General features: G+C 67.9%; 20 protein-coding genes. 12 read left to right on the forward strand and 8 right to left on the reverse strand.

Going from position 1 to position 23,342, the window contains the following annotated elements:
- Positions 1–158 precede the first annotated feature (158 nt).
- Complete coding sequence (locus FEZ61_RS07125) at positions 159–2,213, reverse strand: NADPH-dependent 2,4-dienoyl-CoA reductase (RefSeq protein ID WP_173147984.1); 2,055 nt, start codon at positions 2,211–2,213, stop codon at positions 159–161.
- Between the two features lie 196 nt (positions 2,214–2,409).
- Here FEZ61_RS07125 and FEZ61_RS07130 point away from each other — a divergent pair, with 196 nt between their 5' ends.
- Together FEZ61_RS07130 and FEZ61_RS07135 are read left to right on the forward strand one after the other, a co-directional pair.
- Positions 2,410–3,432 (forward strand): hypothetical protein, encoded by a 1,023-nt coding sequence (locus FEZ61_RS07130; protein ID WP_093252443.1) that lies wholly within the window; start codon positions 2,410–2,412, stop codon positions 3,430–3,432.
- Positions 3,429–4,463 (forward strand): AraC family transcriptional regulator, encoded by a 1,035-nt coding sequence (locus tag FEZ61_RS07135; RefSeq protein WP_173147986.1) that lies wholly within the window; start codon positions 3,429–3,431, stop codon positions 4,461–4,463. Before FEZ61_RS07130 ends, FEZ61_RS07135 begins: the two co-directional genes overlap by 4 nt.
- A gap of 34 nt (positions 4,464–4,497) precedes the next feature.
- Here FEZ61_RS07135 and FEZ61_RS07140 read toward each other — a convergent pair whose 3' ends face one another.
- The 3 genes from FEZ61_RS07140 to FEZ61_RS07150 are packed head-to-tail and all read right to left on the reverse strand — an operon-like array spanning position 4,498 to position 7,341.
- Positions 4,498–5,289 carry an ABC transporter ATP-binding protein gene (locus tag FEZ61_RS07140; protein ID WP_173147987.1) on the reverse strand — a complete coding sequence of 264 codons (792 nt, stop codon included), beginning with the start codon at positions 5,287–5,289 and terminating at the stop codon, positions 4,498–4,500.
- On the reverse strand, positions 5,283–6,275 hold the full coding sequence (locus FEZ61_RS07145; protein ID WP_173147989.1) for an ABC transporter permease subunit: 993 nt from the start codon (positions 6,273–6,275) through the stop codon (positions 5,283–5,285). The genes FEZ61_RS07140 and FEZ61_RS07145 overlap by 7 nt, the downstream gene beginning before the upstream one ends.
- On the reverse strand, positions 6,256–7,341 hold the full coding sequence (locus FEZ61_RS07150; protein ID WP_173147991.1) for an ABC transporter substrate-binding protein: 1,086 nt from the start codon (positions 7,339–7,341) through the stop codon (positions 6,256–6,258). Before FEZ61_RS07150 ends, FEZ61_RS07145 begins: the two co-directional genes overlap by 20 nt.
- 472 nt (positions 7,342–7,813) lie before the next feature.
- On the opposite strand from FEZ61_RS07150, the gene FEZ61_RS07155 reads away from it, so the two are divergent.
- Together FEZ61_RS07155 and FEZ61_RS24675 are read left to right on the forward strand one after the other, a co-directional pair.
- Positions 7,814–10,339: a mechanosensitive ion channel domain-containing protein gene (locus FEZ61_RS07155; RefSeq protein ID WP_173147993.1), complete on the forward strand. Its 2,526-nt coding sequence runs from the start codon at positions 7,814–7,816 to the stop codon at positions 10,337–10,339.
- A 5-nt stretch (positions 10,340–10,344) separates the two neighbouring features.
- Positions 10,345–11,085 (forward strand): NUDIX domain-containing protein, encoded by a 741-nt coding sequence (locus FEZ61_RS24675; RefSeq protein ID WP_017642253.1) that lies wholly within the window; start codon positions 10,345–10,347, stop codon positions 11,083–11,085.
- Here FEZ61_RS24675 and cysE read toward each other — a convergent pair.
- Genes cysE through FEZ61_RS07175 form a run of 3 tightly spaced genes read right to left on the reverse strand, consistent with a single transcriptional unit; the run spans position 11,067 to position 12,989 of the window.
- Positions 11,067–11,855, reverse strand: a complete 789-nt coding sequence (gene cysE, locus FEZ61_RS07165; protein ID WP_093252473.1) for a serine O-acetyltransferase — start codon at positions 11,853–11,855, stop codon at positions 11,067–11,069. The two genes, FEZ61_RS24675 and cysE, sit on opposite strands and share 19 nt — an antisense overlap.
- A gap of 15 nt (positions 11,856–11,870) precedes the next feature.
- Positions 11,871–12,437, reverse strand: coding sequence for a GNAT family N-acetyltransferase (locus tag FEZ61_RS07170; protein WP_093252478.1), 567 nt, complete (start codon positions 12,435–12,437; stop codon positions 11,871–11,873).
- Between the two features lie 9 nt (positions 12,438–12,446).
- A complete protein-coding gene (locus tag FEZ61_RS07175; protein ID WP_017642250.1) occupies positions 12,447–12,989 on the reverse strand; it encodes a helix-turn-helix transcriptional regulator in 543 nt (180 codons plus the stop codon).
- Between the two features lie 644 nt (positions 12,990–13,633).
- On the opposite strand from FEZ61_RS07175, the gene FEZ61_RS07180 reads away from it, so the two are divergent.
- The 8 genes from FEZ61_RS07180 to FEZ61_RS07215 all read left to right on the forward strand — a co-directional run bounded on the left by FEZ61_RS07180 (position 13,634) and on the right by FEZ61_RS07215 (position 22,406).
- Positions 13,634–13,834, forward strand: coding sequence for a general stress protein (locus tag FEZ61_RS07180; RefSeq protein ID WP_017642249.1), 201 nt, complete (start codon positions 13,634–13,636; stop codon positions 13,832–13,834).
- 204 nt (positions 13,835–14,038) lie between these two features.
- The gene (locus tag FEZ61_RS07185) at positions 14,039–15,844 is read left to right on the forward strand and encodes a methyl-accepting chemotaxis protein (protein ID WP_173147995.1); all 1,806 of its coding nucleotides are present in this window, start codon (positions 14,039–14,041) and stop codon (positions 15,842–15,844) included.
- 2 nt (positions 15,845–15,846) lie between these two features.
- Positions 15,847–16,302 carry a chemotaxis protein CheW gene (locus FEZ61_RS07190; RefSeq protein WP_017642247.1) on the forward strand — a complete coding sequence of 152 codons (456 nt, stop codon included), beginning with the start codon at positions 15,847–15,849 and terminating at the stop codon, positions 16,300–16,302.
- A complete protein-coding gene (locus FEZ61_RS07195) occupies positions 16,299–17,546 on the forward strand; it encodes a protein-glutamate O-methyltransferase CheR (protein ID WP_160924501.1) in 1,248 nt (415 codons plus the stop codon). The genes FEZ61_RS07190 and FEZ61_RS07195 overlap by 4 nt, the downstream gene beginning before the upstream one ends.
- Positions 17,543–18,070: a chemotaxis protein CheW gene (locus FEZ61_RS07200; RefSeq protein ID WP_064308947.1), complete on the forward strand. Its 528-nt coding sequence runs from the start codon at positions 17,543–17,545 to the stop codon at positions 18,068–18,070. Before FEZ61_RS07195 ends, FEZ61_RS07200 begins: the two co-directional genes overlap by 4 nt.
- The gene (locus tag FEZ61_RS07205; protein ID WP_017642244.1) at positions 18,067–20,247 is read left to right on the forward strand and encodes a response regulator; all 2,181 of its coding nucleotides are present in this window, start codon (positions 18,067–18,069) and stop codon (positions 20,245–20,247) included. Before FEZ61_RS07200 ends, FEZ61_RS07205 begins: the two co-directional genes overlap by 4 nt.
- Positions 20,244–21,281 carry a chemotaxis-specific protein-glutamate methyltransferase CheB gene (gene cheB / locus FEZ61_RS07210; protein ID WP_017642243.1) on the forward strand — a complete coding sequence of 346 codons (1,038 nt, stop codon included), beginning with the start codon at positions 20,244–20,246 and terminating at the stop codon, positions 21,279–21,281. Before FEZ61_RS07205 ends, cheB begins: the two co-directional genes overlap by 4 nt.
- A gap of 96 nt (positions 21,282–21,377) precedes the next feature.
- On the forward strand, positions 21,378–22,406 hold the full coding sequence (locus FEZ61_RS07215) for a diguanylate cyclase (RefSeq protein ID WP_017642242.1): 1,029 nt from the start codon (positions 21,378–21,380) through the stop codon (positions 22,404–22,406).
- An 18-nt stretch (positions 22,407–22,424) separates the two neighbouring features.
- On the opposite strand, the gene FEZ61_RS07220 is transcribed toward FEZ61_RS07215, so the two are convergent.
- The gene (locus tag FEZ61_RS07220; protein ID WP_017642241.1) at positions 22,425–23,339 is read right to left on the reverse strand and encodes a diguanylate cyclase; all 915 of its coding nucleotides are present in this window, start codon (positions 23,337–23,339) and stop codon (positions 22,425–22,427) included.
- Positions 23,340–23,342 lie beyond the last annotated feature (3 nt).

A 23,342-nucleotide genomic window follows, 5' to 3' on the forward strand; every position in this document is an offset into this window, starting at 1 on the left:
TCCGATGCGCCAGGCCCCCACCCGACGCATCAGGACGGCAGCTTAGCCAATCCTGGTCGGTGGGATGGAACAGAGGCCAGACATTGGGACGAGGATCGGTCCGGATCGGATGTTATGCGGAGTGGATCACAGAAATCATCCCTGATTGCAACGAAGAGTTACAGCTCCGCGGCTAGCCGGGTGGCTTGATCGATGGCGCGCTTGGCGTCGAGTTCGGCCGCGACATCTGCTCCGCCCACCCGATGCACCGCCACGCCGGCGCCGAGCAGCTCGTCTTCCAGCTCGCGCAGGGACTCCTGGCCCGCGCAGAGCACCACGTTGTCCACGTCCAGCACCTGCTCGGCGCCATCGGGCAGGCGCAGGTGCAGGCCGGCATTGTCGATGCACAGGTATTCCACCCCACCGAGCGCCTTGACGCCACGCTGCTGCAGGCGCGCACGGTGGATCCAGCCGGTGGTCTTGCCGAGCCCCTTGCCGGGTTTGCCCGGCTTGCGCTGCAGCAGCCAGACCTCGCGCGGCACGGCCGGCGGCGCGGCCGGTGCCAGCCCGCCGCGGTTGCTGAAACTGGGGTCTATGCCCCACTCGCGATAGAAGGCGGTGATGGGCTCCGCCTCCTGGTGGCCATGGGTGAGGAAATCCGCGACATCGAAGCCGATGCCGCCAGCGCCGATCAGCGCCACCCGCCGCCCCACCGGCTGGCGCTCCAGCAGCACGTCCAGGTAGCCCAGCACCTTGGGATGGTCGACGCCGGGAATCGGCGGCACCCGCGGCGTCACCCCGGTGGCCAGGATCACCGCGGCGAAGCCCTCGGCCTGCAATTCGGCGGCGCTGACGCGATGGTTGAGGCGGACATCCACCGCCAGTCGCTCCAGGCGACGCTGGAAATACCTCAGGGTCTCGCCGAATTCTTCCTTGCCGGGAATGCGCCGGGCCACATTGAACTGGCCGCCGATGCGCTCGCTGGCCTCGAACAGCACCACCTGGTGACCGCGCTCGGCCAGGGTGCAGGCGGCGGCCAGGCCCGCCGGTCCGGCGCCGACCACGGCAAAGCGGCGTGATTCGGCGGCGGGCAGGATCTGCAACTCGGTCTCGTGGCAGGCGCGCGGATTGACCAGGCAGCTGGTCAGCTTGCCGGCGAAGGTGTGGTCCAGGCAGGCCTGGTTGCAGGCGATGCAGGTATTGATCTCGTCGGCGCGGCCGGCGGCGGCCTTGGCGACGAAATCCGCGTCGGCCAGCAGCGGTCGGGCCATGGATACCAGGTCGGCCTGACCGGCGGCGAGGATGGCTTCCGCCACCTCGGGGGTGTTGATGCGGTTGGTGGCGATCAGCGGCACCCGCACCCGGCCCTTGAGCTGGGCGGTGACGGCGGCGAAGGCGCCGCGCGGCACCAGGGTGGCGATGGTGGGGATGCGCGCCTCGTGCCAGCCGATGCCGGTGTTGATCAGGCTGACCCCGGCGTCTTCCAGCCAGAGCGCCAGCTGCAGGCATTCCTCGGGGGTGCTGCCCTGCTCCACCAGATCCAGCAGCGAGAGCCGGAAGATGATCAGGAAGTCCGGGCCAGTCGCAGCGCGGATGCCTGCGACGATGGCCAGCGGCAAGCGGCAGCGCTGGGCGAAGTCGCCGCCCCAACGATCCGTGCGATGGTTGGTCCGCGCGGCGATGAACTGGTTGATGAAGTAGCCCTCGGACCCCATCACCTCGACGCCGTCGTAGCCGGCCTGTTGCGCCAGCGTGGCGCAGCGGATGAAGGCGGCGATCTGCCCCTCCACCTCGGCCTCGTCCAGTTCGCGCGGGGTGAAGGGATTGATCGGTGCCTGCAGCGCCGAGGGCGCCACCAGCTGGGGGTTATAGGCATAGCGACCGGCGTGCAGGATCTGCAGGCAGATACGCCCGCCGGCGGCATGCACCGCCTCGGTCACCGGCCGGTGGTGCTCGGCTTCCTCGGGCGTGGTCAACTTGGCCGCGCCCTTGGCCACCGCGCCCTCTTCGTTTGGCGCGATGCCGCCAGTGACGATCAGGCCGACCCCACCCCGCGCCCGCTCGGCGAAGAAGGCAGCCATCCGCGCGAAACCGCCCGGCCGTTCTTCCAGCCCCGTATGCATGGACCCCATCACCACACGATTGCGCAACATGATCGACCCCACGGGCAGGGGTTCGAGCAGATGCGGATAGCTATTCACAGGGGTGGTATTACGAGGGGCAAACTCGATCATGGCGGTCTCCGGTGGTTGGCCTTTCTGGGAAAGCCTTGCGCCACGATAGGAGCGGCGCGCCCCGGCCTCAATCACCAGAAATGACAACCTCTTTACCCAAATGCACAGCCACCCCTTGGCAGTGGCGGTCTGGTCTCCTACCCTGAGCACCTTCATCTCACCCGGCCACAGGGGCCGGGACCGCTCTGGAGTGCCGATGCGCAAGCTCGTGTTCCTGGTGCTGATCGCCCTGTTCGCCGTGCTGGCGGGCTGGGTGGCCCAGCGGCCAGCCTTCCATTATCTGTCGGACCTGCGCAGCAGCCTGGCGGTGGACCTGACCACCACGCCAGCCGCGGCCACCACCGGCAATCTATTGGGGATCGAGCCCGAGCTGATCGCCCTGGACTACGGCAATCCCGAGCGGCTGCGCCTCAAGCTCGACGCCTCTCTGGCCAACGCCCGCCGACTGGGGCTGATCGGCACCCAGACCATCGTGGTGCTGCCCGAACACCTGGGCACGCCCCTGGCGCTGATGGGCGAGAAACCCGAGGTCTATGCCGCGGCCCGCAGCGAAGAAGCCATCCAGTGGCTGCTGCTGGGCAATCCGCTGCGCGTGGCCCGCGCCTGGTTCCAGACCGAGGGCGACCGGCGCCTGGCCGACAGCCTGTTGCGCATGAAGGCCTGGGACATGGCCAGCGCCTATCAGCAGCTTTTCGCCGGACTCGCCCGCCAGTACGGCGTCACCCTGGTGGCCGGCTCCATCGTTCTGCCCGGCCCGACCCTGGTCGACGGCGAGTTGCGGGTGGGCAGCGGACCGCTGCGCAACGTCACCCTGGTCTTTGGTCCTGACGGCAAGCCCCTGGGCCAGCCCCTGGTGCGACCGCTGACGGCCCAGGCGCACGGCGATGATCTCAGTCCGCCGCTGCTGCGGCTGGAGACGCCGCTGGGTCGCCTGGGCGTCATCCAGGGGAGCGACACCGGTCGCGTCGGCGTGCTCGACGATCCCCAGGTGGACCTGCTGGCGATCCCTGCCCTTGCCTCGGGCACCACCCCCGCACCAGCGCCCTTCGATGTGCAGCGCCTGCGCGCCGCCGGCATTCGCGCCGCCTTGGAAGTGCAGCTGCGCGGCCGTCTCTGGGAATGGCAGGCCGCTGGCGGCAGCCAGGCCTTTACCCCGGATGCGGCAGCGGCCACCGATCCCGCCCGGGCCGGCAGCAAGCTGATCAATCTGCGGCTATGAGTGTGCCGGCGCTGCGCCTGGGCGATCTCTCCACCGGTTTCGTGCTGGCGTTGGCGGCTGCCGTCAGCCAGCGGGGAACCGATGCCGCCGCCCTGCTGGCCCGCTTCGGCCTGACTGCGACGCGGTTGGCCGAACCCGGCGGACGGCTGTCGATCCCTCACTACATGCGCCTGGGCCATGCCGCCTTGGAATTGACCGGTGATCCGGCGCTGGGCCTGGCCATGGGCCAGGCGATGCGCCCGGCCTTGCTCGGCCTTGCCGGCATCACCGTGGGCCAGGCGCCGGACGTGCGGCATGCCGCCGAGACGCTGCTGACCCTGGAGCCGCTCTATGGCCGCAACTACCGGGGCCGATCGCGCTATGCGGCCCAGGGCCGCGACGCCTGGCTGCACTTCTATAGCATCAGCCCCTACAACGGCTACAACCGCTTCGTGGTGGACGTGGTGCTCAGCGCCTGGTTGGCACTGCTGGGCACGGTGGCCGGGCAGGCGCTGCAACCGCGTCGCGTGCTCATCGAATACCCCGCGCCGGCGGATCCGGCACCCTACGCGGCCGCTTTCGGTTGCCCGGTGGAATTCGGCGCCGCCGAGAATGCCCTGCTGCTCGATGCCGCCAGCCTCAGCCTACCCGGCCCCGAACACTGTCCGGCCACCTGGCGCCAGCTGCTGGCCCTGAGCGAAGCCGAGCACGGCCGCCTGACCCGGACCCGCGGCCTCACCGAGCGGGTGGTCGAGGTCATGGGGCCACTGCTGCGCCATGGCGAGCCGACCCTGGAGCAGATCGCCGGTCGACTGCGCCTGCCCCCCTGGACGCTGAGGCGCAAGCTGGCCGAGGAAGGTACCCAGTACCGCACCCTGCTCAACCTGACCCGTCGCGACCTGGCACTCGCCTATATCCGCGACACCGAGGCCAGTTTCGGCGAGATCGCCTACCTGCTCGGTTTCGCCTCTCCCGCGGCCTTCCAGCGCGCCTTCAAGCGCTGGACCGAACAGACGCCCGGCGACTGGCGACGGACCGCGCGCCTGGCCTGACCTGCGCGGTCCCCCGCCACGTGCGACCCAGGCGCTACCAGTCGCTGCCCTGCCCAAGCAGCTCCAGGGCGTGGTGGCGCAATTCCAGCAGCCGGGGATCATCGCGCCGTCGGGGATAGGAGCGATCGACGACGATCTCGGCCAGCACCCGAGCCGGTCGCGCCGAGAACACCAGTACCCGGTCGCACAGCAGCAGGGCCTCTTCGACGTCATGGGTGACCAGCAAGGCGCTGTAGCGCTGGCGCTGCCAGAGACGAATCAGCTCGCTCTGCATGGCGATGCGGGTCAGGGAATCCAGCTTGCCCAGAGGCTCGTCGAGCAGCAGCAGCCGTGGCTCGTTGACCAGTGCCCGCGCCAGAGCCGCACGCTGCGCCATGCCCCCGGACAGCTGTCGCGGATAGGCGTTGCGAAACTCCAGCAGCCCGACCCGGCGCAGGGCCTCGTCCACCCGTTCGCGCTGGGTGGCGAGCAGGCCACGCGCCTGCAGACCGAGGGCGACGTTGTCCCAGACGCGGCGCCAGGGATAAAGGGTGGGATCCTGGAACATCAGGACCCGGGAGTGATGCGGCCCCGGAATGGCGGCGCCATCGGCCAGCAGACTGCCACTCTGCACAGGCTCCAGGCCCGCCACCAGCCGCAGCAGGGTCGACTTGCCACAGCCCGAGGGGCCCAGCAACCCCAGGCTCTCGCCGGCCGCCAGTTGCAGATCCACTCGGTCCAGCACGGGCAGCGGGCCATCCGCCAACTCGAAGGCGTGGCTCAGACCGCGCACCGCAATGACCATCCCCTTGGTTTCCGAGACTATCGAAGTTGCTGCACTCACCATTTCATCGTCCCCTTCTGCCAGGCCAGCACCCGGTCGCGGATAGCGAACAGCAGGGTGATCAACCCCGAACAGAGCAGCGCCATCACCAGCAGTGCCGCATACATGTTGGCGTAGGCTGCCCAGCCCTGGGCCCATTGCAGATACCAGCCGAGACCGGCCTTGACCCCCATCATCTCGGCCACCACCAGCACCGAGAAGGAGGCTCCCAGTCCCATGAACAGCCCGACGAATACCTGTGGCAAGGCCGCCGGGATGGCGACCCGCAGGATCAGGAAGGCATTGCTCGCGCCCAGGGTCCGTGCCACCTCGTAATAGGCGCGATCGACACTGGCAACGCCGGACCAGGTCAGTACGGTGACCGGGAACCAGGTGGCTAGGGCGATAAGAAAGACGCTCGCGCTCCAACTGGTGGGAAAGAAGAAGAAGCAGATTGGCAATAGCGCGGTGGACGGGATGGGACCGAGCAGGCGCAGCACCGGATGCACCCAGTAGCCGATGCGCTGGGACCAACCGATGGCGAGACCAGCGAGAAAACCGCAGAAGGCGCCGGCGGCGACCCCGTTGAGCAACAGCCACAACGAGTGCGCCAGACTCAAGCCCAGCCGCGGCCAGTCGTCGACGAACACCTCGACCAGTGCCTGGGGCGGGGCGAAGAAGGGGACCGGCAGCAGCCGCACCTTGGCGGTCGCCAGGGTCCAAAGCCCCAGCAGCAGGGGTAGCGCGATCAGCCAGGGCCCCGCACGCCGCAGCCTCGCCAGCAGCCGTTCGCTACGCCCGGGCAGCAGTGCCAGCAAGGCCAGGAGTCCGGCGACCACCGTTGCCGCTACGGCCAGTTCGCGGGTGAAAGGCCAGGGCCGCCCGTGCTCGGGATAGAACGGCAGGAACACCGCCAGGGCCAGCCAGGCCGCCGCGGCGAGCAGACCACCCCGCCAGGTGAGAGCGGTCGCCGGGACCGAGTGGATGCGCTCAAGCGAAGACGTCGGCATGGATGCTCTCCGCGAAGGCGAGGGGGTCGGTCCGCGGCCGCAGCACCTCGATCTGCTTGAGGTCGCGAGCGTAGACGGCAATCTCCCTGACGAAGGCCTCGCCCACCGAGTAGTGAGCGTGGGTGTGTTCCCGCAGGATGGCCAGCAACTCCTCGCGGGAGCTGTTCACCGTGAGTGGCAGGAAGCGCTCGGCCACCACTTCGGGATGCTGCGCCGCCCAGGCATGGGCCTGCAGGATGGCATGGGAGATGGCCGCTGCCACCGGCTTGTCCTGGCGCGCCAGGGTGCCGCTGATCCCGATCACGCAGCAGCTGAGGTTGGCGTAATCCTCCACCAAGTTGTTGGACAATTCGACGATGCCAGGCCGCTGCTTGACCCGGTACATCATGGGGTCCGAGCCGCTGGCCGCCTGGATCTCGCCCTTGTCCAGCGCCGGGCCGAGCAGGTCCACCGGATATACTCGCCAGGTGATGTCGCGGCTGGGGTCGACGCCATGGCGTTTGAGCATCAGGGCGAAGAAGTTCTTGTCCGCCGCGGCCATGTCGGTGACGCCGATGGTGGCCCCCTTGAGCGCCGCCAGGTCGCCGGGGCCGCCCTCCCGCGCCAGCAGTCGCAGGCAACCGCCGTGGGTGCCGCTAGTGAGCTGGACGTCGAAGCCCTGCTCCAGCGCCTTGAGCCAGCGCAACGCCATGCCCACTGCGGCGTCGGCCTTGCCGGTGGCCATGGATTCCAGCAGTACTTCAGTGGAGTTGCCGAAGTTGACGAACTCCACGTCCAGGTTGTGCTGTTTGAAGATGCCCTGGGTATCGGCGACGGTCACCGGTGCCAGGCAGACGGCATTGAGATTGACCGCCAGCCGCACCTTGCGCGGCTCCGGCAAGGCCCAGCGCGCGGTGTCCTGCAGGAAATCCACCGGACTGGCCGCAGGGGCCACCCCATGGCCGGCATGCCCTGCATGGACATCGCCCGCCTCGGCAGCGAAGCCCAGCCGGCCGACCAGCGCTGCAGCGGTAGCGGCACCCGCCATGCCGAGCAGGCGGCGGCGATTGAAGGTATGGATGGTCATGAAGCCTCCTGAACGTATCCGGGCAGGCTCCACAGCGTCGGGTGGCGTGCCGATGAAGATGTAAAGAACGGATGAACCGACTTGCGACGGCCGCGGCGAGCCGTCTCCCGTCATGCCCGAGAGGAGTGAATCCACGTGGGGCGCGCATTAGCGCTAAGGCCGGACCAGCGCGATCGAGCCGATTCCGAGTCAGGTATCAGGCGCCCGCTCGCTCCCCCTGCTGCGGACGCTGAGCCTGACCGGGAACCGACGTCAGATACGCCGCGGCGATCCAATAGCGCGACGGTAAAACACAGGCGGATCATTGGTAAAATTCAATTTAGAACTAATCTAATATGCAAAATTTACATTTAAGACCGATTGAATGCAGGACAGGCCATTTCTTGGCGTCGTCATTCGCCAGGGAGTCATCGCGCTGCCTGACGAGTCTATGAGGCCAGACTCGTCTTCCGGTACTGCTCAGGTCTTAACCATGTTCAAAGCCTTGCTCGCCCTGTTGCTGTTGTGCCTGGCATTGCCCCTGCGCGCCGCCGAACCCCCTGCCCAGGCGGCGACCGGCCTCGACCCCCAGCAGGCGCGCCAGGTCGCCGCCCTGCTGCAGGATCCGCAGCGGCGCCAGGAGCTAATCCTGACCTTGCAGGCCATCGCCAGCCAGCCGGCGAGCACGACCGGGACGAAGGCGGCGCCAGCGGCTACGGCAACCGCCGCCACTGCGCCAGCGGCAGCCGCCCCGCCGCCAGGCGAAGAAAAGGCGCTGGTACCGCTGGAAGCCAATGGCCTGATCGCCCAGACCCTCAGTCGCGTCGGACGCTGGGCGGACAACCTGGGCAGCGAGCTGAACCAGATACAGCGGGCCGTGCGTACCCTGCCGGACTGGTCGCGCGCCAGCTTCACCTCCGCAGCGGGTCGCCATGCCCTGCTGCAGGCCCTGCTGACCCTGGCCACCCTCTTTGCCGCCGGCCTGGTGGGCGAGTGGCTGATCCATCGGGCGCTCCGGCGCCCGCGGCAACGGTTGCAGCGCCATGCCGATCTGGCCGACACCCGCGCCCGGCGCCAGGCCCAGCAGCAGGCGGCCCAGCAGTCCCCTGCTGAAGCGTCGGCACCGGCGGTCGAGGAGGCCGCTACCCGCCCGGCTGAAGCCGCGGTGGCCCTGGTCAAGACCCAGCGTGATGGCGTGGATCAACTCGAAGAGGTGCCCATCGCCCCGTCCGACAGCGCGGCGCCCGCGCCAGCCGCGCCGGCGACCGAGTCCGCCGCCACCGATCCCACACCCGCCAACCGCGCCCGACCCAGCGCCGAGGAGCACTGGACCACCCTGCGGCACCTGCCCTTCGCCCTGGGACTGCTGTTGCTGGAAGTGCTACCACTGCTGGCCTTCTGGGCCACGGCGGCGCTGCTGATCCACTATCTGGTGGGGTCGGATGCCAATCAGCGCGAGCTGGTCGGTGGCTTCCTCGGGGCCTATCTCACCACCCGCCTGGCGCTGATCGTCATCCGCCTGCTGATCGATCCTGCCGCCCACGGCATCCGCCTGCTCAAGGTCAAGACGGCCCTCGCCTGCACCCTGTTGCGCTGGCTGCACGCCTTCGTTGCCCTGGTCACCTTCGGCCTGGCGCTGGCCCAGGCCGCGGACATCCTGGGGGCCAACGAAGAGGGCCGTGAAGCCATCGTCAAGCTGGTCTCGCTGCTGGCCCATCTGCTGGTGGTAGGGCTGATCTTCCACATGCGTCGACCGGTGGCCGCGCGGATCGCCGGGCGCCAGGACGGCAATGGTGCCCTGACCGTGCTGCGCGCCTGGCTGGGTCAGGTCTGGGCCGTATTCGCCGCCGTGTTCGTCATGGGTGGCTGGACCATGTGGGCGCTGGACATCGAGAACGGGCTGCCGCGGCTGATGAATTTCGTCGCCCTCTCCGCCGGTATCGTCATCCTCGGACGCCTGGCGGCGGTGTTCCTGCTCGGCTTGCTGGGTCGGCTGTTCCAGCCGGCCACCACCGAAGGCGCCAGCGGCACCGAGCTGCACCTGCAGCGCTACTATCCGCTGGCGCGCTGGCTGGTGGGGGTGATCGTCACCCTGATCACCGTCCTGGCGCTGTTCCAGTCCTGGGGCTGGAGCGTGCTGGACTGGTTCGGCACGGGCAGCATCGGGCGCAGCCTGCTGTCCGCCTTTCTCACCATCCTCATCGCCGCCGTCATCGCCGTAGTGGTCTGGGAAGGCGCCAACACCACGGTAAATCGTCGGCTGAGCAGCTGGAACGAACGCGGCGACACGGTGCGGGCCGCTCGCTTGCGCACCCTGTTGCCCATGCTGCGCACCGGGCTGTTCATCCTGGTCGCGCTGATCGTCGGCCTGACCGCCCTGAGCGAACTGGGCATCAACACCACGCCGCTCCTGGCCAGCGCCAGCATCATCGGGGTGGCCCTCGGCTTCGGCTCGCAGAAGCTGGTGCAGGACTTCATCACCGGTATCTTCCTGCTGCTGGAAAACGCCATGCAGGTAGGCGACTGGGTCACCGTGGCCGGGGTCTCGGGCACCGTGGAATACCTGTCGATCCGCACCGTGCGCCTGCGCGCCGGCGATGGCTCGCTGCACATCGTGCCCTTCAGCTCGGTGTCGGCGGTCAACAACATCAACCGCGGGCTGGGCAATGCCGCCCTGCGCATCAGCGTGGGCTACGGCGAAGACATCGAGCGCGTCATCGCCGAACTCAAGGACATCGGCGCCGGCATGCGTGCCGACGAGGCCTTCAAGGACCTGATCCTCGCCGATCTGGAGATCTGGGGCGTAGATGCCGTCGACGGCGCCATGGTGACCATCGCCGGGCAGATGAGATGCCTAGACAAGGGCCGCTGGGGCGTGCAGCGCGAACTCAACCGACGTATCCTCGAACGCTTCCGCGAGCGCGGCATCGAGATCGCCAATCCGCGCGCCAGTCTGCTGCTGCCTAGCGAAGCCGGTATCGTGCCCTCCTCGCCCATCCAGCCACGGCCTGCGGAGTGAACCCCGTGCAGTATCGCCAAGACGCCTTCAACGGCCTGATCATCGATGCCGCCTCGCTGCCCGCCACCCGCGAGGCCTTCGCCCCGGCGCTGGCCGAGTTGCTCGACAGGGCTCGCCGCGAGGGTCGCAACCTGATCTGGCTGACCCTGCCCCTCGCCCTTGGCGAACTGGTCGGCGTGGCCACCGCCGCCGGTTTCGTCTTTCACAACTGCCTGGAAGAGGAACTGACCCTGGTCTGGCGCGGCACACCGACCGCCTTCGCGCCCTTCGTCCCGACCCACAGCCTGGGTGTCGGCGGCCTGGTGCTGAACAGCCATGGCGAACTCCTGGCGATCCGCGAACGCGGCAGCCAGGGCTACAAGCTGCCGGGCGGCCATGTCGAGCTGGGCGAGGACCTGGGTCCTGCGGTGATCCGCGAGGTCTGGGAGGAAACCGGTATCCGCAGCGCCTTGCGCGGCGTGGTCGGGCTGGTGACCACCCACCCCTATCGCTTCGGCAAGTCCAATCTCTATGTGGTCTGCCGCCTCGACCCCCTGAGTGCGGAGATCGCCATCCAGGATCCGGACGAGATCGAGGATGCCCGCTGGCTGGCGCTGCCCGACTACCTGGCGGACCCGGGCAACAGCGCCTTCAATCGCGAGCTGGTGCGCAGCCTGGCCCATGCCGAAGGGCTGGCGCCCAGCGCCTTGAACAGCGAGCGCTATCCTAAGGCCGAAGTCTTTCTCGCTCAGTCGTCGAAGGACTGATCCATGCTCTCGGCCGGATGGGCGTCGCGCGGACGGCCCACCGGGCGGGCGGGAATGCCCACCACCGTGGTGTGGGGCGCCACCGGGTGCAGGACCACGCTGTTGGCACCGATCTTGGCGCCCTCGCCGATCTCCAGATTGCCGAGGATCTTGACCCCGGCGCCGATCATCACCCCGCGCCGCACCTTGGGATGGCGATCGCCCTGTTCCTTGCCAGTACCGCCCAGGGTCACCTGTTGCAGGATGGAGACGTCGTCTTCCACCACCGCGGTCTCGCCGATGACGATGCCGGTGCCGTGGTCGAGCATGATGCCGCGCCCCAGCCGCGCGGCCGGATGGATGTCGATGGCCAGCAGGCGATTGCAGCGCGCCTGCAGGTGCAGGGCCAGCAGGCGCTCGCCGTTGCGCCAGAGCGCATGGCTCAGGCGCTGGGTCTGCAACGCCAGGAAGCCCTTGGAGAACAGCAGGATCTCCAGCAGGCTGGCATAGGCCGGATCCCGCGCCAGCACGGCTTCCAGGTCCGCGCAGGCGGCCGCGGTCAATTCCGGCCACTCGGCGTGCAGCGCGGCGAAGCGCTCGGCGAGTGCCTCGGCCTGTCGCGGATCTTCCGCCAGGGCCTCGGCGCAGCGCCGCACCAGGACGGCGGCCAGATCCACCGGCTGCAGCAGCGCTCGCGTCAGGCCCTCGGCCAGGGCTGGGGCGTCGCGGCACCCTGCTTCGGCCTGGGCGCGCAGGAGTTGCCAGAGTTCGGTAGCGGAGCGAGGCGGCATGGCAGGAAAGGGTCCTTAACGGGGGGCGCCAAGCTTAGCGGGCGCGACCGCCAACGTCTTGTACATCAGGGTGGTGCTGTCTCGGCGTTCGGGCTGGCGAGCATCCAGGGCATAGCCGGGAATCCGGCCGACCACCTGATAGCCCAGGGACAGATAGAGCGGCTCGGCATGGTCGTCGCTACGGGTGTCCAGGGTCAGCAAGTCCCGCCCCTGGGCCTGGGCGGCCGCCTCCACCGCCTGCATCAGCCGACGCGCCAGCCCCTGGCGACGGCAGTCCGGATGCACCAGCAACTTGACCACCTCGGCGCGGTGCGGCTGATTGGCCGGGGTATCCAGCACCAGTTGCACGCTGCCGACCACCCGGTCGCCCTGCAGCGCGGCGAACAGCAGCCGGGTACCCTGGGCCAGGCCCGGGGCCACGGCCTCGGTCCAGAAGCGCCGATTCACGGCGTCACCCAGCGGCAGGATGAAGCCGATGCTGGCGCCCTGCTCGACACAGGCGGCCAGTAGTTGCTGGAATTCATTCAAATGCCTCGTGAAAGCGGCGGCATCGAGCTGTTCGATACGCAGGGAAGCACTCATGGACACACCTCAGATCATGAACAGGAGATAACGGGCGCCCGCCGGGCCGCTCAGGAAGCGACTGCTACCCCAGAGGCGATAGCGCAGGCAGTCGCCGACGCCCAGCCGATAGGGCTGCTCTTCGATCCACAGCTGCAACTCGCCTTCGAGCAACAGCAGATGGTGTTCGAGCCCGGGACGGGGCGCTGCCTGATAGCGGATATCCACCCCTGGCCCCAGCTGGCTCTCGATGACCTCGCCCGCCAGCGCCTGGGCCGGCGGCGAAACCGAACGACGGGTGAAGGCCTGCTCGGGATCGGCCCAGATCTGCTGCGCCTGGCGCTCGACCTGGGCCGGATAGGCGCTTTCCACGCTATGCAGCAGGCGCGTCAGGGTCAGGCCGTAGGCCGAACAGAGCTGCCCGAGAACCGCCGTGGTCGGGCTGACCTCGGCATTTTCCAGCCGCGACAGCGTGGCGCGACTGACCCCACTGAGGGCCGCCAGTTGGTCCAGCGACAGCCCGCGCTCCAGGCGCAGGGCCCTGAGCCTGGATGCCAAACGTTCATCGAGCATGACCACCTCCCATATTGGGGATTTTTTCTCACAAAAGAGAGAACAGCACAAGCGTCTCGTAGTGGGAGAGCCCCTTGCTTCTAACTTTCGCCCTGACTATCGCCTTAATCTTTATCGGAAAAATTATTAGCTTTTAAATATTGATGACTACAGACATTATCGTCTGCCAACTTTACAAAAGGCTCTGGAAGACACCTTTGCCGAGCTCTTGCAGATCACTGAAAGAACGACCCGTAACAATTACCGCTCAGAAAAAAGCGCCTTGCCAGCGATGATTTCGGCCGTGCAAAAGAACCAGCGTCGAGAAAAATCGTCTCAGCCTCCAGCAGCAGAAAAATCAGCGCTGACGCACCCTGCGACAAAATATTTCAAAAGATTTCACTCTTTTCAGCTGTGCGTAAGAAATTCTGCTAGCGAACCTTCCGGATTCTTTTACAACTCCTGTACAGCCTTTTTACCAAGGGCTCTGGCACGATCATGGTCATCACCAACCTTGTATCCAACCTGAAGTCCGTCGAATAAAACCACCCTCTATCACCACATTCGAACCGCCCTTACAAAACCCTACTCCTAATAGTTGAGCCGCTTGGCCTTTGCGGGTACGGCGTTCGCTTCATCAATAACCGTAATTGGGAGAAGTCCTCATGGCTAACAAGAGCAGCAACCCAGGCAACTTCGCCAATAATCGCGACCGCGCCGCCGAGGCCGGGCGCAAGGGTGGGCGTGCCAGTGGTGGCAATTTCGCCAACAATCCCGCTCGTGCCTCCGAAGCCGGGCGCAAGGGTGGCCAGAACAGTCATGGCACCCGGCGCACAGAAGCAGAGAGCGAAGCGGCCGCGACCTGAAATCCACCGTTTTGCCGGCAGCCTCCTGTCCTCCACGCCAGAAGGCTGCCTCTGTATCCCTGCCAGACCAGTACCCCTCTCCTATTGCGCCTTCCCAAGTGAGCCCCAACTCACATAAATGCATGGCCGTGCTACCGTTATCGGACAGACCGAGTGGCCCTTAGGGCCTACTCCTTTCGCCCTCGTCCGCCTGCACCGGTGCCCATGCTCAACAACATTCGCATCCAGAACAAACTCTTCGCCGGCTTCGCCGCCATCATCGCCCTGGTGGTCCTGCTGCTCTGGCTGACCTATGCCGCCTTGCAGAGCCTGGTCGATGCCAATCGCTGGGACAGGCACACCGCCGAGGTGCTGCTGTCGGTCACGGCGCTGGACAACACCCTGCTCGAAACCCGCGCCAAGTTGCGTACCTACTGGTATTCCGGGACCGCCACCGATGCGGAGACCGCGCGCCAGGCCCTGCCGTCGCTGGCCGCTGCCCTGCGTGTGCCCCAGCAACTGACCCAGGACAATGTCAGTCAGCAACAACGCTTCGCGCGCCTGATCGCCGAGCTCGATAGCTGGCGACAGAACACCTTCGAACCGCTGCTGCGCCTGCGTGCCACGGGTAATCTCAGCGCGGTCCAACTGGCCAACGAGCCGCTGATCGACAACCTCACCAGCCAGGTCGCGGCGATGCGCCAGGAGATCCAGGCTATCGCCGATGAAGAGCGACGCCTGTCCGCGCAACGCGCCGGCCATACCGAGGAGGTACGCAACCAGCTGACTTGGACCCTGGTCGCCGGCGGTGCCCTCTGCGTGCTGCTGGCCGCGCTCATCGCCTGGCTGCTCTCCCGTCATCTGCTGCGCTCGATCCGCCGCCTGACCGCTACCGTGGCGCGCATCTCCGCGGGCGAAAGCGGCGCCCGCGTGGACGTGCAGGGCCGAGACGAACTCGCCCAGGTGGGGCTGGCCTTCAACCAGATGGCCCAACAGATCCAGGACGACCATGCCCGCGAGCAGGTCCTGATGCAGCGCCTGCGCGCCGATGTCGACGATCTGCTGAGCGTGGTCAACCGGGCTGCCGCCGGTGATCTCACCGGACGCACCGCGGTCAGCGGCGATGACGCCATTGGCCAGCTGGCCCGTGGCCTGGGCAAGATGATCGAAGACCTGCGCGGGATGATCGCCAAGGTGCAGCGCGCCGGCATCCAGGTGACCTCCTCCACTACCGAGATCGCCGCCTCGTCGCGCCAGCAGGAAGCCACCAGCATCGAACAGGCACAGACCAGCGTGGAAGTGCTGAGCACCACCCGGGAAATCGCCGCCAACGCCAATGCCCTGGTGCGCACCATGGAGGAAGCCGTGCAGGTGGCGGACGAGACCACCCAGGGCGCGGTGCAGGCGCGCAGCAACCTGGCGAGCATGGACAGCACGATGCAGCGCATGGTGGCGGCGACCGACTCGATCAATGCCAAGCTCGCCGCCCTGTCGGAGAAGTCCAGTCATATCAACAAGGTGCTGACCACCATCACCAAGGTCGCCGACCAGACCAATCTGTTGTCGCTCAACGCCGCCATCGAGGCGGAAAAGGCTGGCGAGGCGGGCCGCGGCTTCTCGGTGGTGGCCACCGAGATCCGCCGGCTGTCGGACCAGACCACCGCCGCCACCGACGACATCGAGCAGATGCTCAAGGACATGAATTCCGCGGTATCCGCCAGCGTCATGGGCATGGACAAGTTCTCCGAAGAGATCCGTCGCAGCGTGCAGGAGGTGGCCAGCGTCAGCGATCAGTTGGCCGGGGTGATCGAGGACGTGCAGAAATTGCCGGCACGCTTCGATATCGTCCTGGAAGGCATGCAGTCCCAGGCGGTTGGCGCCGGCCAGATCGCCGAGACCATCACCCAGCTCAACGACAGCACCCAGCAGACCACCGAGGCGCTCAAGGCCACCAGCGAAGCGGTGCAGTATCTGCAGCAGGCGGCCCAGGACCTGCAGAGCAGCGTCGCCACCTTCTCGGTCACCCGTTGACCATGCAGATCCTGGTCTTCCAGTTGGCCGACGCTGCCGCGGCCCTGCCCACGACGGCGATCCGCCAGGTGCTGCCCTTTCTGCAGCTGACACGGTTTCCCGCCGCGCCACCCGGAGTGGCCGGGCTGATGAATCTGCACGGCGCGGCCATCCCGGTGGTGGACATCACCGCCATGAGCGGCGGACCGGCCGCCCAAGCGCGCCAGGACACCCGCATCCTGCTGGTCGACCATGCCCTGCCCGATGGCACCCGTCGCCCGCTCGGCCTGGTGGTGGAAGGCGTCGCCGGCGTGCGGCGGATCAGCGCCGCCACGCCTCGCCCCGCGGGCATCCGGCTGCCTGACTATCCCTGGCTCGGCGAGGTGCTGGAGACGCCAGAAGGCCTCTGGCTGTGGCTCGATCAGGATCGTTTGCTGTCACCTGCCCTGGCCGCCCTGCTGTTCCAGGAGGCCGCGTGAAGCTCGATCCCCGGCTGGCGCCCCTGGTGCGGGCGCGCACCGGCCTGGCCATCGCCGACGACATGCTCGGCCGCGCCATTCGCCAGCGCCTACGCGAGCGCCAGGAGAGCGATGCCGAGGTCTATATGGCGCGCATCCTCGACGACGAAAGCGAATTCGCCGATCTGCTGGACCTGCTGGTCATTCCCGAGACCTGGTTCTTTCGCGACCCCCAGGCCATCGCCCATGCCGCGCGCTTCGCCCAGGAGCGCCATGCCCGCAGCGGTGCGCCGGTACGCCTGCTCAGCCTGCCCTGCTCCACCGGTGAAGAACCCTACACCCTGGCCATGGCGCTGTTCGATACCGGCCTGCCGGCCCAGGCGTTCCAGGTCACCGCGGTGGACATCAACGAGCCGTCCCTGGAGCGCGCCCGCCGCGGCCTCTATGGGCGCAACTCCTTTCGCGCTCGCGACCTGGCCTTTCGCGAGCGCTATTTCCAGCCCGAAGGCGATCGCCAGCGTCTGACCGAACGGGTGCGCAACCAGGTGCGCTTTCGTCAGGGCAACATCCTGCAGCTGGGCAGCCTGCGCGACGGCGCCCCCTTCGACGTGGTGCTCTGCCGCAACCTGCTGATCTATTTCGACGACCAGACCCAGGGCCGAGCCCTCAGCCACCTGGCCGCGCTCATGCACGACGACGGCCTGCTCTGCGTCGGCAGCTCGGAGATGGTCAGCGCCATGCGCCATGGTTTCGCCAGCCTGGGCGTCGCGCACGCCTCGGCGTTGATCAAGCGCCAGGCGAACATCGCCGATCCGCTACGGCCGCCACCGCCTGCGGCGCCCCGGCGCAAGGCCGCGGTGCGCCCGCCGCCCCCGGCGACGACGCTCCCTACCCGCCTGCGGGCCAGAAGTGCTCCCGCATCGCTACCGACCGCGCCCATCCCGGCCGCCTGCCCGCCCCTGGAAGAAGCCCAGCGGCTGGCCGATGCCGGACGAGGCGCCGAAGCCGAGACATTGTTGCGCACCCTGCTCGATACGGATCGCAGTCAGGCTGGTGCCCATTTCCTGCTGGCGCTCATCCTGCCCGATGCCCGCGCCGCCGAGGCCGAGCGGGCGCTACGCCAGGCGCTCTATCTGGAGCCGGAGCACTATCCGGCCCTGTGCCGCCTGGCGCTGATCTGCGAAAGAGCCGGCCGACTCGACGAAGCCGGACGCCTGCGCGACCGCGCCGCGCGCATCCAGACCCGTGCCGGTGACGACGCATGAGCCTGAACCGCGAACTCAGCGCCCTGGAGCGTGCCGACTGGGCCGAGCGCTATGCCGAACCCCTGGACGATCGCCAGGCGCAGTCGGCCAGTGCGCTGGTCTTTCGCCTCGGCGCGGAATGGCTGGGCTTGCCCGGCGGCTGTCTGGTCACGGCCACCGAACCCACCGCCGTCCATCGGGTGCCCCACCGGCGTTCGCCGCTGCTGCGCGGTATCGTCCCGGTACGGGGTCAGTTGCAGCCCTGCATCGCTCTGCAGCTGCTGCTGGCGGTGGCCCCGGGCGAGCAGACCGGCGGTTTTCCGCGATTGCTGCTGCTGCATATCGGTCGCCGTGACTGGGCCGTGCAGGTGGACGAGGTGCTAGGACTGCAACGCTATGCCCCCAGCGAGGTGCAACCGCCGCCCGCGACCCTGGGCGGCGAGTTGCTCAGCTACCTGAGTGGCGTCTATCGCGAAGGCGCGCATCAGGTCGGGCTGCTCGATCTGCCGCGCCTGGAGCGGGCCCTGGAAGAGGCGCTGCGATGAGTCAGCCACCGCGCGATGTGCGCGAGATGTCCCTCTACGATCTCTTCGCCAGCGAGGTGCAGAGCCATCTGCAGGCGTTGGACAGCGGCTTGTTGCGCCTGGAGCGCGATCCCCACGACACCGGGGTGATCGAGCCGATGATGCGGGCGGCCCATTCCATCAAGGGCGCGGCGCGCATCGTCGACCTCGACGGCCTGGTCGAGCTGGCCCACGCCATGGAGGATTGCCTGGTCGCCGTCCAGGCCGGTCGCCGCCACCTCGGTCCGGCGGACATCGATCAGCTGTTTCGCTGCGTCGACGTCCTCGGTGAGGTCAGCCGCCTGGACGAAGCCGCCAGCCAGCGCTGGCAGCGCGAACAGCGGGATGCCCAGCGGGCGCTGGCACAGGCGCTGAGCGCTGGCGCCGCTGCCCCTGCCCCGATGGCGCCAGCGCCAGCCCGGGAGCTGGCGCCCGCCGTGGCGGAAGACCCGGCCCCCGAAGCCGAGCGCAGCCGTGATCCGCTACGGGTGGACAGCGGCCGCTTCAATCAGATTCTCGCCCTCACCAGCGAGGCCCGGGTGATGGGCCTCGGTCTGCACGGCCTGGTTCAGGGCTTCCAGGGCTATCGCGCGGAATTGCAGGGGCTGTTCGGTCAGGCCAATGCGGTCAGCAGCGACGTGCGCCAGCGCCAGGAAGGCCTGCTCGATCGCTACCAGCAGCAGCTCCAGGCGCTGGAAGCCTACGAACGGCGCCTGCTCGGCGTCTGCCAGGGGCTGCTGGACGAGGTGCTCGGGGTGCGCATGCGGCCACTGCGCGATGCCGTCCAAGGCTTTCCACGGCTGGTGCGTGACCTGGCCCGGGGGCTGGACAAGGAGGCCGTGCTGCAGGTCGAAGGCGCCGATACCCTGATCGACCGCGAGGTGCTGGCGCGGCTGGAAAGTCCGCTCAATCACCTGCTGCGCAACGCCGTGGACCACGGCCTGGAAACCCCGGCCGAACGCCGCGCCCTGGGCAAGCCCGAGTGCGGCCAGATCCGCCTCGAAGCCCGGCATGTCGCCGGGCGCCTGCAGGTCAGCCTGCACGATGACGGCCGCGGCCTGGACCTGGAACGCATCCGCGCCGCGGTCATCGCCCGCCGCCTGAGTCCGCCGCCGGTGGCCGCCGAACTGAGCGCGGCCGAGTTGCTGGAATTCCTGCTGCTGCCCGGCTTCAGTCTCAAGGAGACGGTGACCGAGTTGTCCGGCCGCGGGGTGGGCCTGGACGTGGTGGCCGATGCCATCCGCGCCCTGGATGGCGAAGTCCGCCTGGAAACCCGCCCTGGCCTGGGCTTCACTACCCACCTGCTGGTACCGGTCAGTCGCTCCATCGTCCGCGCCCTGATCGTCGACATCGCCGGCGAGGCCTATGCCCTGCCGGTCAACCGCATCGAACGGGTACTGCGCCTGGATCCCGCCGAGGTCCACGCGCTGGAGGGCAAGGCCTTCTTCCTGCTCGGCGAGGATCGCCTGGGCCTGGTCGCCGCCCATCAATTGCTGGAGCTGGAAGGCGCGCCGCCCAGCGGCGACCTGGCGGTGCTGGTGATCGGCAGCGGGGCGCGCCGCTATGGGCTGGTGGTGGATCGCCTGCGCGGCGAGCAGGGCCTGGCGCTCAAGCCGCTGGACGAGATCTTCGGCAAGCTACGTTCGGTCACCGCCGGGGCCCTGCTCGACGACGGCAGCCCGGTGCTGCTGCTGGACGTCGCCGATCTGCTCACCGGTATCGAGCGCCTGCTCGGCGAGGGGCAGCTGCGTCAGGTGCAGGGCGGTGCCGCCGTCGCCACCCGACGGGTCAAGCGCATCCTCGTGGTGGACGACTCCCTCACCGTGCGCGAGATGGAGCGCAAGCTCCTGGAAGGCCAGGGCTATCAGGTGGAGGTCGCGGTGGATGGCATGGACGGCTGGAACGCGGTGCGCGGCGGCGAATTCGACATGCTGCTGTCGGACATCGACATGCCGCGCATGAATGGCATCGAACTGGTGGAACTGGTGCGCCGCGATCCGCGTCTGCATGCCCTGCCGGTGATGATCGTGTCCTACAAGGATCGCCCCGAAGACCGCCTCAAGGGCATGCAAGCCGGCGCCGACTACTATCTGACCAAGGGCAGCTTCCACGACGATGCCCTCATCACCGCCGTACAGGACCTCATCGGAGCGCCATGAGAATCGCCATCGTCAACGATCTGCTACTGGCCACCGAAGCCCTGCGCCGCCTGCTGGCCAGCGATGGGCGCCATACGGTCGCCTGGATCGCCCACGACGGCGAGGAAGCGGTGGCCCGTTGCGCCGAGGACCGCCCCGACCTGATTCTCATGGACCTGCAGATGCCGCGGCTGGACGGCATCGAGGCGACGCGCCGGATCATGGCGCAGTCGCCCTGCGCCATCCTCATGGTCACCGCCACCCCCGACGATTGCGAGGGGGTGTTTCGGGCCATGGGCGCCGGTGCCCTGGACGTGACCGCCACCCCGGCACTCAGCGGCGGTGCCGATGGCGGTGCCCTGCTGCGCAAGATCGCCCGCATCGAGCCCCTGGTGCGCCTGCCGGAACGCGCCGCCCGCCCGCAGCTGGTCAGTGCCACCGCACCGACCGAGCACGCTCAAGCGACGCCGGACACCCTGGTCGCCATCGGCGCCTCCACCGGTGGGCCGGCGGCCCTGGTGAGTCTGTTCGAAACCTGGACGCCGACCCCCGAGGCGAGCGTGGTGCTGGTGCAGCACATCGATCGGCGTTTCGCCCCTAGTTTCATCGGCTGGCTCGGGACCCAGATCGCCTGGCCGGTCACGGCGGCCATGCCCGGCGCCCTGCCGCAGCCCGGTCAGGTCTCGGTGGCCCTGGGCGACGATCACCTGCTGCTGGATGCACGTGGCCGCTTCGCCTATACCGTCGAGCCGGCCGATTATCCCTATCGTCCCTCGGTGGACGTGTTCTTCGCCAACCTCGCCAGCCACCCGCGCCGGGTCGGCAAGGCCCTGGGCATCCTGCTGACCGGCATGGGACGGGACGGCGCCAGTGGCCTCTACGCCCTGCGCCAGAGCGGTTGCCCCACCCTGGCCCAGGACGAGGCCAGTTGTGCCGTATACGGCATGCCCGCTGCTGCGGTTAGAATGGGCGCCGCGGAACGTGTTCTCAGCCCCACGCAGATCGGTGCCTGGCTGCAACGGCGCTTCGGCAACAGCTCGCGTAGCATGACATGACCGGTCGCCAACAGGAGCGTTGGACGGCGCAGTGGCAGGGATTGGCCAAGGTGAGACGCGGGATGCCTGACCCCGCCCGCACAAGGACTCGCAGTAATGGCCACGAATGAGGGCAGCACTCTGGACAGCCTGACCGCACCCAAGGTACGCCTGCTGCTGGTAGACGATCAGTTGATCATCATCGAAGCCCTGCGGCGGATGATCGCGGATCAGCCCGATATCGAGCTGCATTACTGCCTGGATGCCCACCAGGCGGTCAACATGGCCCTGCAACTCAAGCCCACGGTGGTCTTGCAGGACCTGATCATGCCCGAGATCGACGGCCTGGAAACGGTCCGACGGTTCCGTGCCGAGCCGGGGCTGCGCGACGTGCCCATCGTGGTGCTCTCCTCCAAGGAAGATCCCCAGGTCAAGGCGCAGAGTTTCGCCACCGGCGCCAACGACTATCTGGTCAAGCTACCCGACAAGCTGGAGCTGCTGGCGCGGGTGCGCTACCACTCCGAGGCCCATGTCCTGCGCGCCCAGCGCGACGAGGCCTTTCGCTTCCTGCGCGAGAGCCAGCGCCAGCTCGCCGAGGCCAATATCCAGCTGCAGAAGCTGGTGGCCATCGACAGCCTCACCGGCATCAACAACCGGCGTCATTTCGACCAGACCTACGAAGGCGAATGGCTGCGTGCCCGGCGCAATCGCCAGCCGCTCGCCCTGCTGCTGTGCGACGTCGACCACTTCAAGCGCTACAACGACACCTATGGTCATCTCAGCGGCGATCTCTGCCTGAAGAAGGTGGCGGCGGTGCTCACCGAACAGCTCAAGCGCCCGGCCGACCTGGTGGCCCGCTACGGTGGCGAAGAATTCGCCATGGTATTGCCGGAAACCGATGCCGAGGGCGCACGCAAGGTCGCCGAAGGCTGTCGCGCAGGGGTCGAGCGGCTACAGGTCGCCCACTCCGGCAGCGACCTGGGCTTCGTCACCATCTCCATTGGCGTCGGCAGCATCCAGCCGCAAAGCGGCGACGATCATGAAGCCTTTATCGAACGTACCGACCAGGCGCTGTACCAGGCCAAGGCCGAAGGCCGCAACCGGGTGCATCTGGTCGAGGGCAGCGGCAAGGACCTTCCAGCCTAGGGACGCGGCGGCACCGACCTAGAAGCTGCGACTGACCAGGCGATCACGCCCCTCTGCCTTGGCCTGATAGAGCAGGTCGTCGGCGGCCTTGAGTAGACCGTTCGGGGTCTGCTCGGGGGTCGGATTGCAGCAGGCCAGGCCCATGCTCATGGTCAACCAGAGGCGATCCTCGGCCAGCGGATGGGCGATGCGCAGTTCGGCGATGCCCTGCCGACAGCGTTCCAGCACCGCTTCCGCGGCCGTGCGCGAGGCGCCGGGTAGCAAGAGCACGAATTCCTCGCCGCCGTAGCGCGCCAGGCAATCGCGCTCGCGGATGCGCTGCTCCAGCACCTGGGCGACCCGCGCCAAGGCCTGATCCCCGGCGCCATGGCCATGGGTATCGTTGTACTGCTTGAAGTAGTCGATATCGAGCATGGCGATGGCCAAGGCGCCGCGCCGGCTGACCGCCAGCTGCCACTCGATGGTCAGCTGCTCGTCGAAGCGACGGCGATTGCCCACGGCGGTCAGCGGATCCATGTGCGCCAGCTGTTCGAGCAGCCGCCGCTGGCGGGCCAGTTGCAGGTGCAGCCGCACCCGCGCCAGCACCGCCAGCGGATTGAAGGGTTTCTGGATGAAGTCGCTGGCGCCCAGTTCGAAACACTCCACCTCGCGATGCAGGTCGTTGGCCGCGGTGATGAAGATCACCGGGATGGCGCTGGTCTCGGCGCGGCGCTTGAACAGCTGGATCAGCTGCAGGCCGTCGATGCCGGGCATCACCACGTCCAGCAGGATCAGATCGGGGTGTTCGCGGGCGGCCTTGGTCAGGGCCTGGACCCCGCTCTTGGCCAGCATGATGCGCGCCTCATCGCGCAGCAGGTCGCCGAGGACACGCAGGTTGCTCTTCTGATCGTCGACGATGAGGATCAATGGCAGGTCGGGACGACGCCCCTCCATGGG

It is taken from the genome of Pseudomonas sp. MS15a(2019) (genome assembly GCF_013277805.1).
GTDB lineage: Bacteria > Pseudomonadota > Gammaproteobacteria > Pseudomonadales > Pseudomonadaceae > Chryseomonas > Chryseomonas benzopyrenica.

Bases quoted from the DNA above. Each gene is read 5' to 3' on its own strand.
- FEZ61_RS07140 (WP_173147987.1), bottom strand. From the start codon at position 5,289: ATGGTGAGTGCAGCAACTTCGATAGTCTCGGAAACCAAGGGGATGGTC.
- FEZ61_RS07145 (WP_173147989.1), bottom strand. From the start codon at position 6,275: ATGCCGACGTCTTCGCTTGAGCGCATCCACTCGGTCCCGGCGACCGCT.
- FEZ61_RS07175 (WP_017642250.1), bottom strand. From the start codon at position 12,989: ATGCTCGATGAACGTTTGGCATCCAGGCTCAGGGCCCTGCGCCTGGAG.
- cheB (WP_017642243.1), top strand. From the start codon at position 20,244: ATGAGAATCGCCATCGTCAACGATCTGCTACTGGCCACCGAAGCCCTG.
- FEZ61_RS07205 (WP_017642244.1), top strand. From the start codon at position 18,067: ATGAGTCAGCCACCGCGCGATGTGCGCGAGATGTCCCTCTACGATCTC.
- FEZ61_RS07185 (WP_173147995.1), top strand. From the start codon at position 14,039: ATGCTCAACAACATTCGCATCCAGAACAAACTCTTCGCCGGCTTCGCC.
- FEZ61_RS07200 (WP_064308947.1), top strand. From the start codon at position 17,543: ATGAGCCTGAACCGCGAACTCAGCGCCCTGGAGCGTGCCGACTGGGCC.
- FEZ61_RS07180 (WP_017642249.1), top strand. From the start codon at position 13,634: ATGGCTAACAAGAGCAGCAACCCAGGCAACTTCGCCAATAATCGCGAC.
- FEZ61_RS07220 (WP_017642241.1), bottom strand. From the start codon at position 23,339: ATGGAGGGGCGTCGTCCCGACCTGCCATTGATCCTCATCGTCGACGAT.
- FEZ61_RS07170 (WP_093252478.1), bottom strand. From the start codon at position 12,437: ATGAGTGCTTCCCTGCGTATCGAACAGCTCGATGCCGCCGCTTTCACG.
- FEZ61_RS07155 (WP_173147993.1), top strand. From the start codon at position 7,814: ATGTTCAAAGCCTTGCTCGCCCTGTTGCTGTTGTGCCTGGCATTGCCC.
- FEZ61_RS07215 (WP_017642242.1), top strand. From the start codon at position 21,378: ATGGCCACGAATGAGGGCAGCACTCTGGACAGCCTGACCGCACCCAAG.
- cysE (WP_093252473.1), bottom strand. From the start codon at position 11,855: ATGCCGCCTCGCTCCGCTACCGAACTCTGGCAACTCCTGCGCGCCCAG.
- FEZ61_RS07130 (WP_093252443.1), top strand. From the start codon at position 2,410: ATGCGCAAGCTCGTGTTCCTGGTGCTGATCGCCCTGTTCGCCGTGCTG.
- FEZ61_RS07150 (WP_173147991.1), bottom strand. From the start codon at position 7,341: ATGACCATCCATACCTTCAATCGCCGCCGCCTGCTCGGCATGGCGGGT.
- FEZ61_RS07135 (WP_173147986.1), top strand. From the start codon at position 3,429: ATGAGTGTGCCGGCGCTGCGCCTGGGCGATCTCTCCACCGGTTTCGTG.
- FEZ61_RS07125 (WP_173147984.1), bottom strand. From the start codon at position 2,213: ATGATCGAGTTTGCCCCTCGTAATACCACCCCTGTGAATAGCTATCCG.
- FEZ61_RS07190 (WP_017642247.1), top strand. From the start codon at position 15,847: ATGCAGATCCTGGTCTTCCAGTTGGCCGACGCTGCCGCGGCCCTGCCC.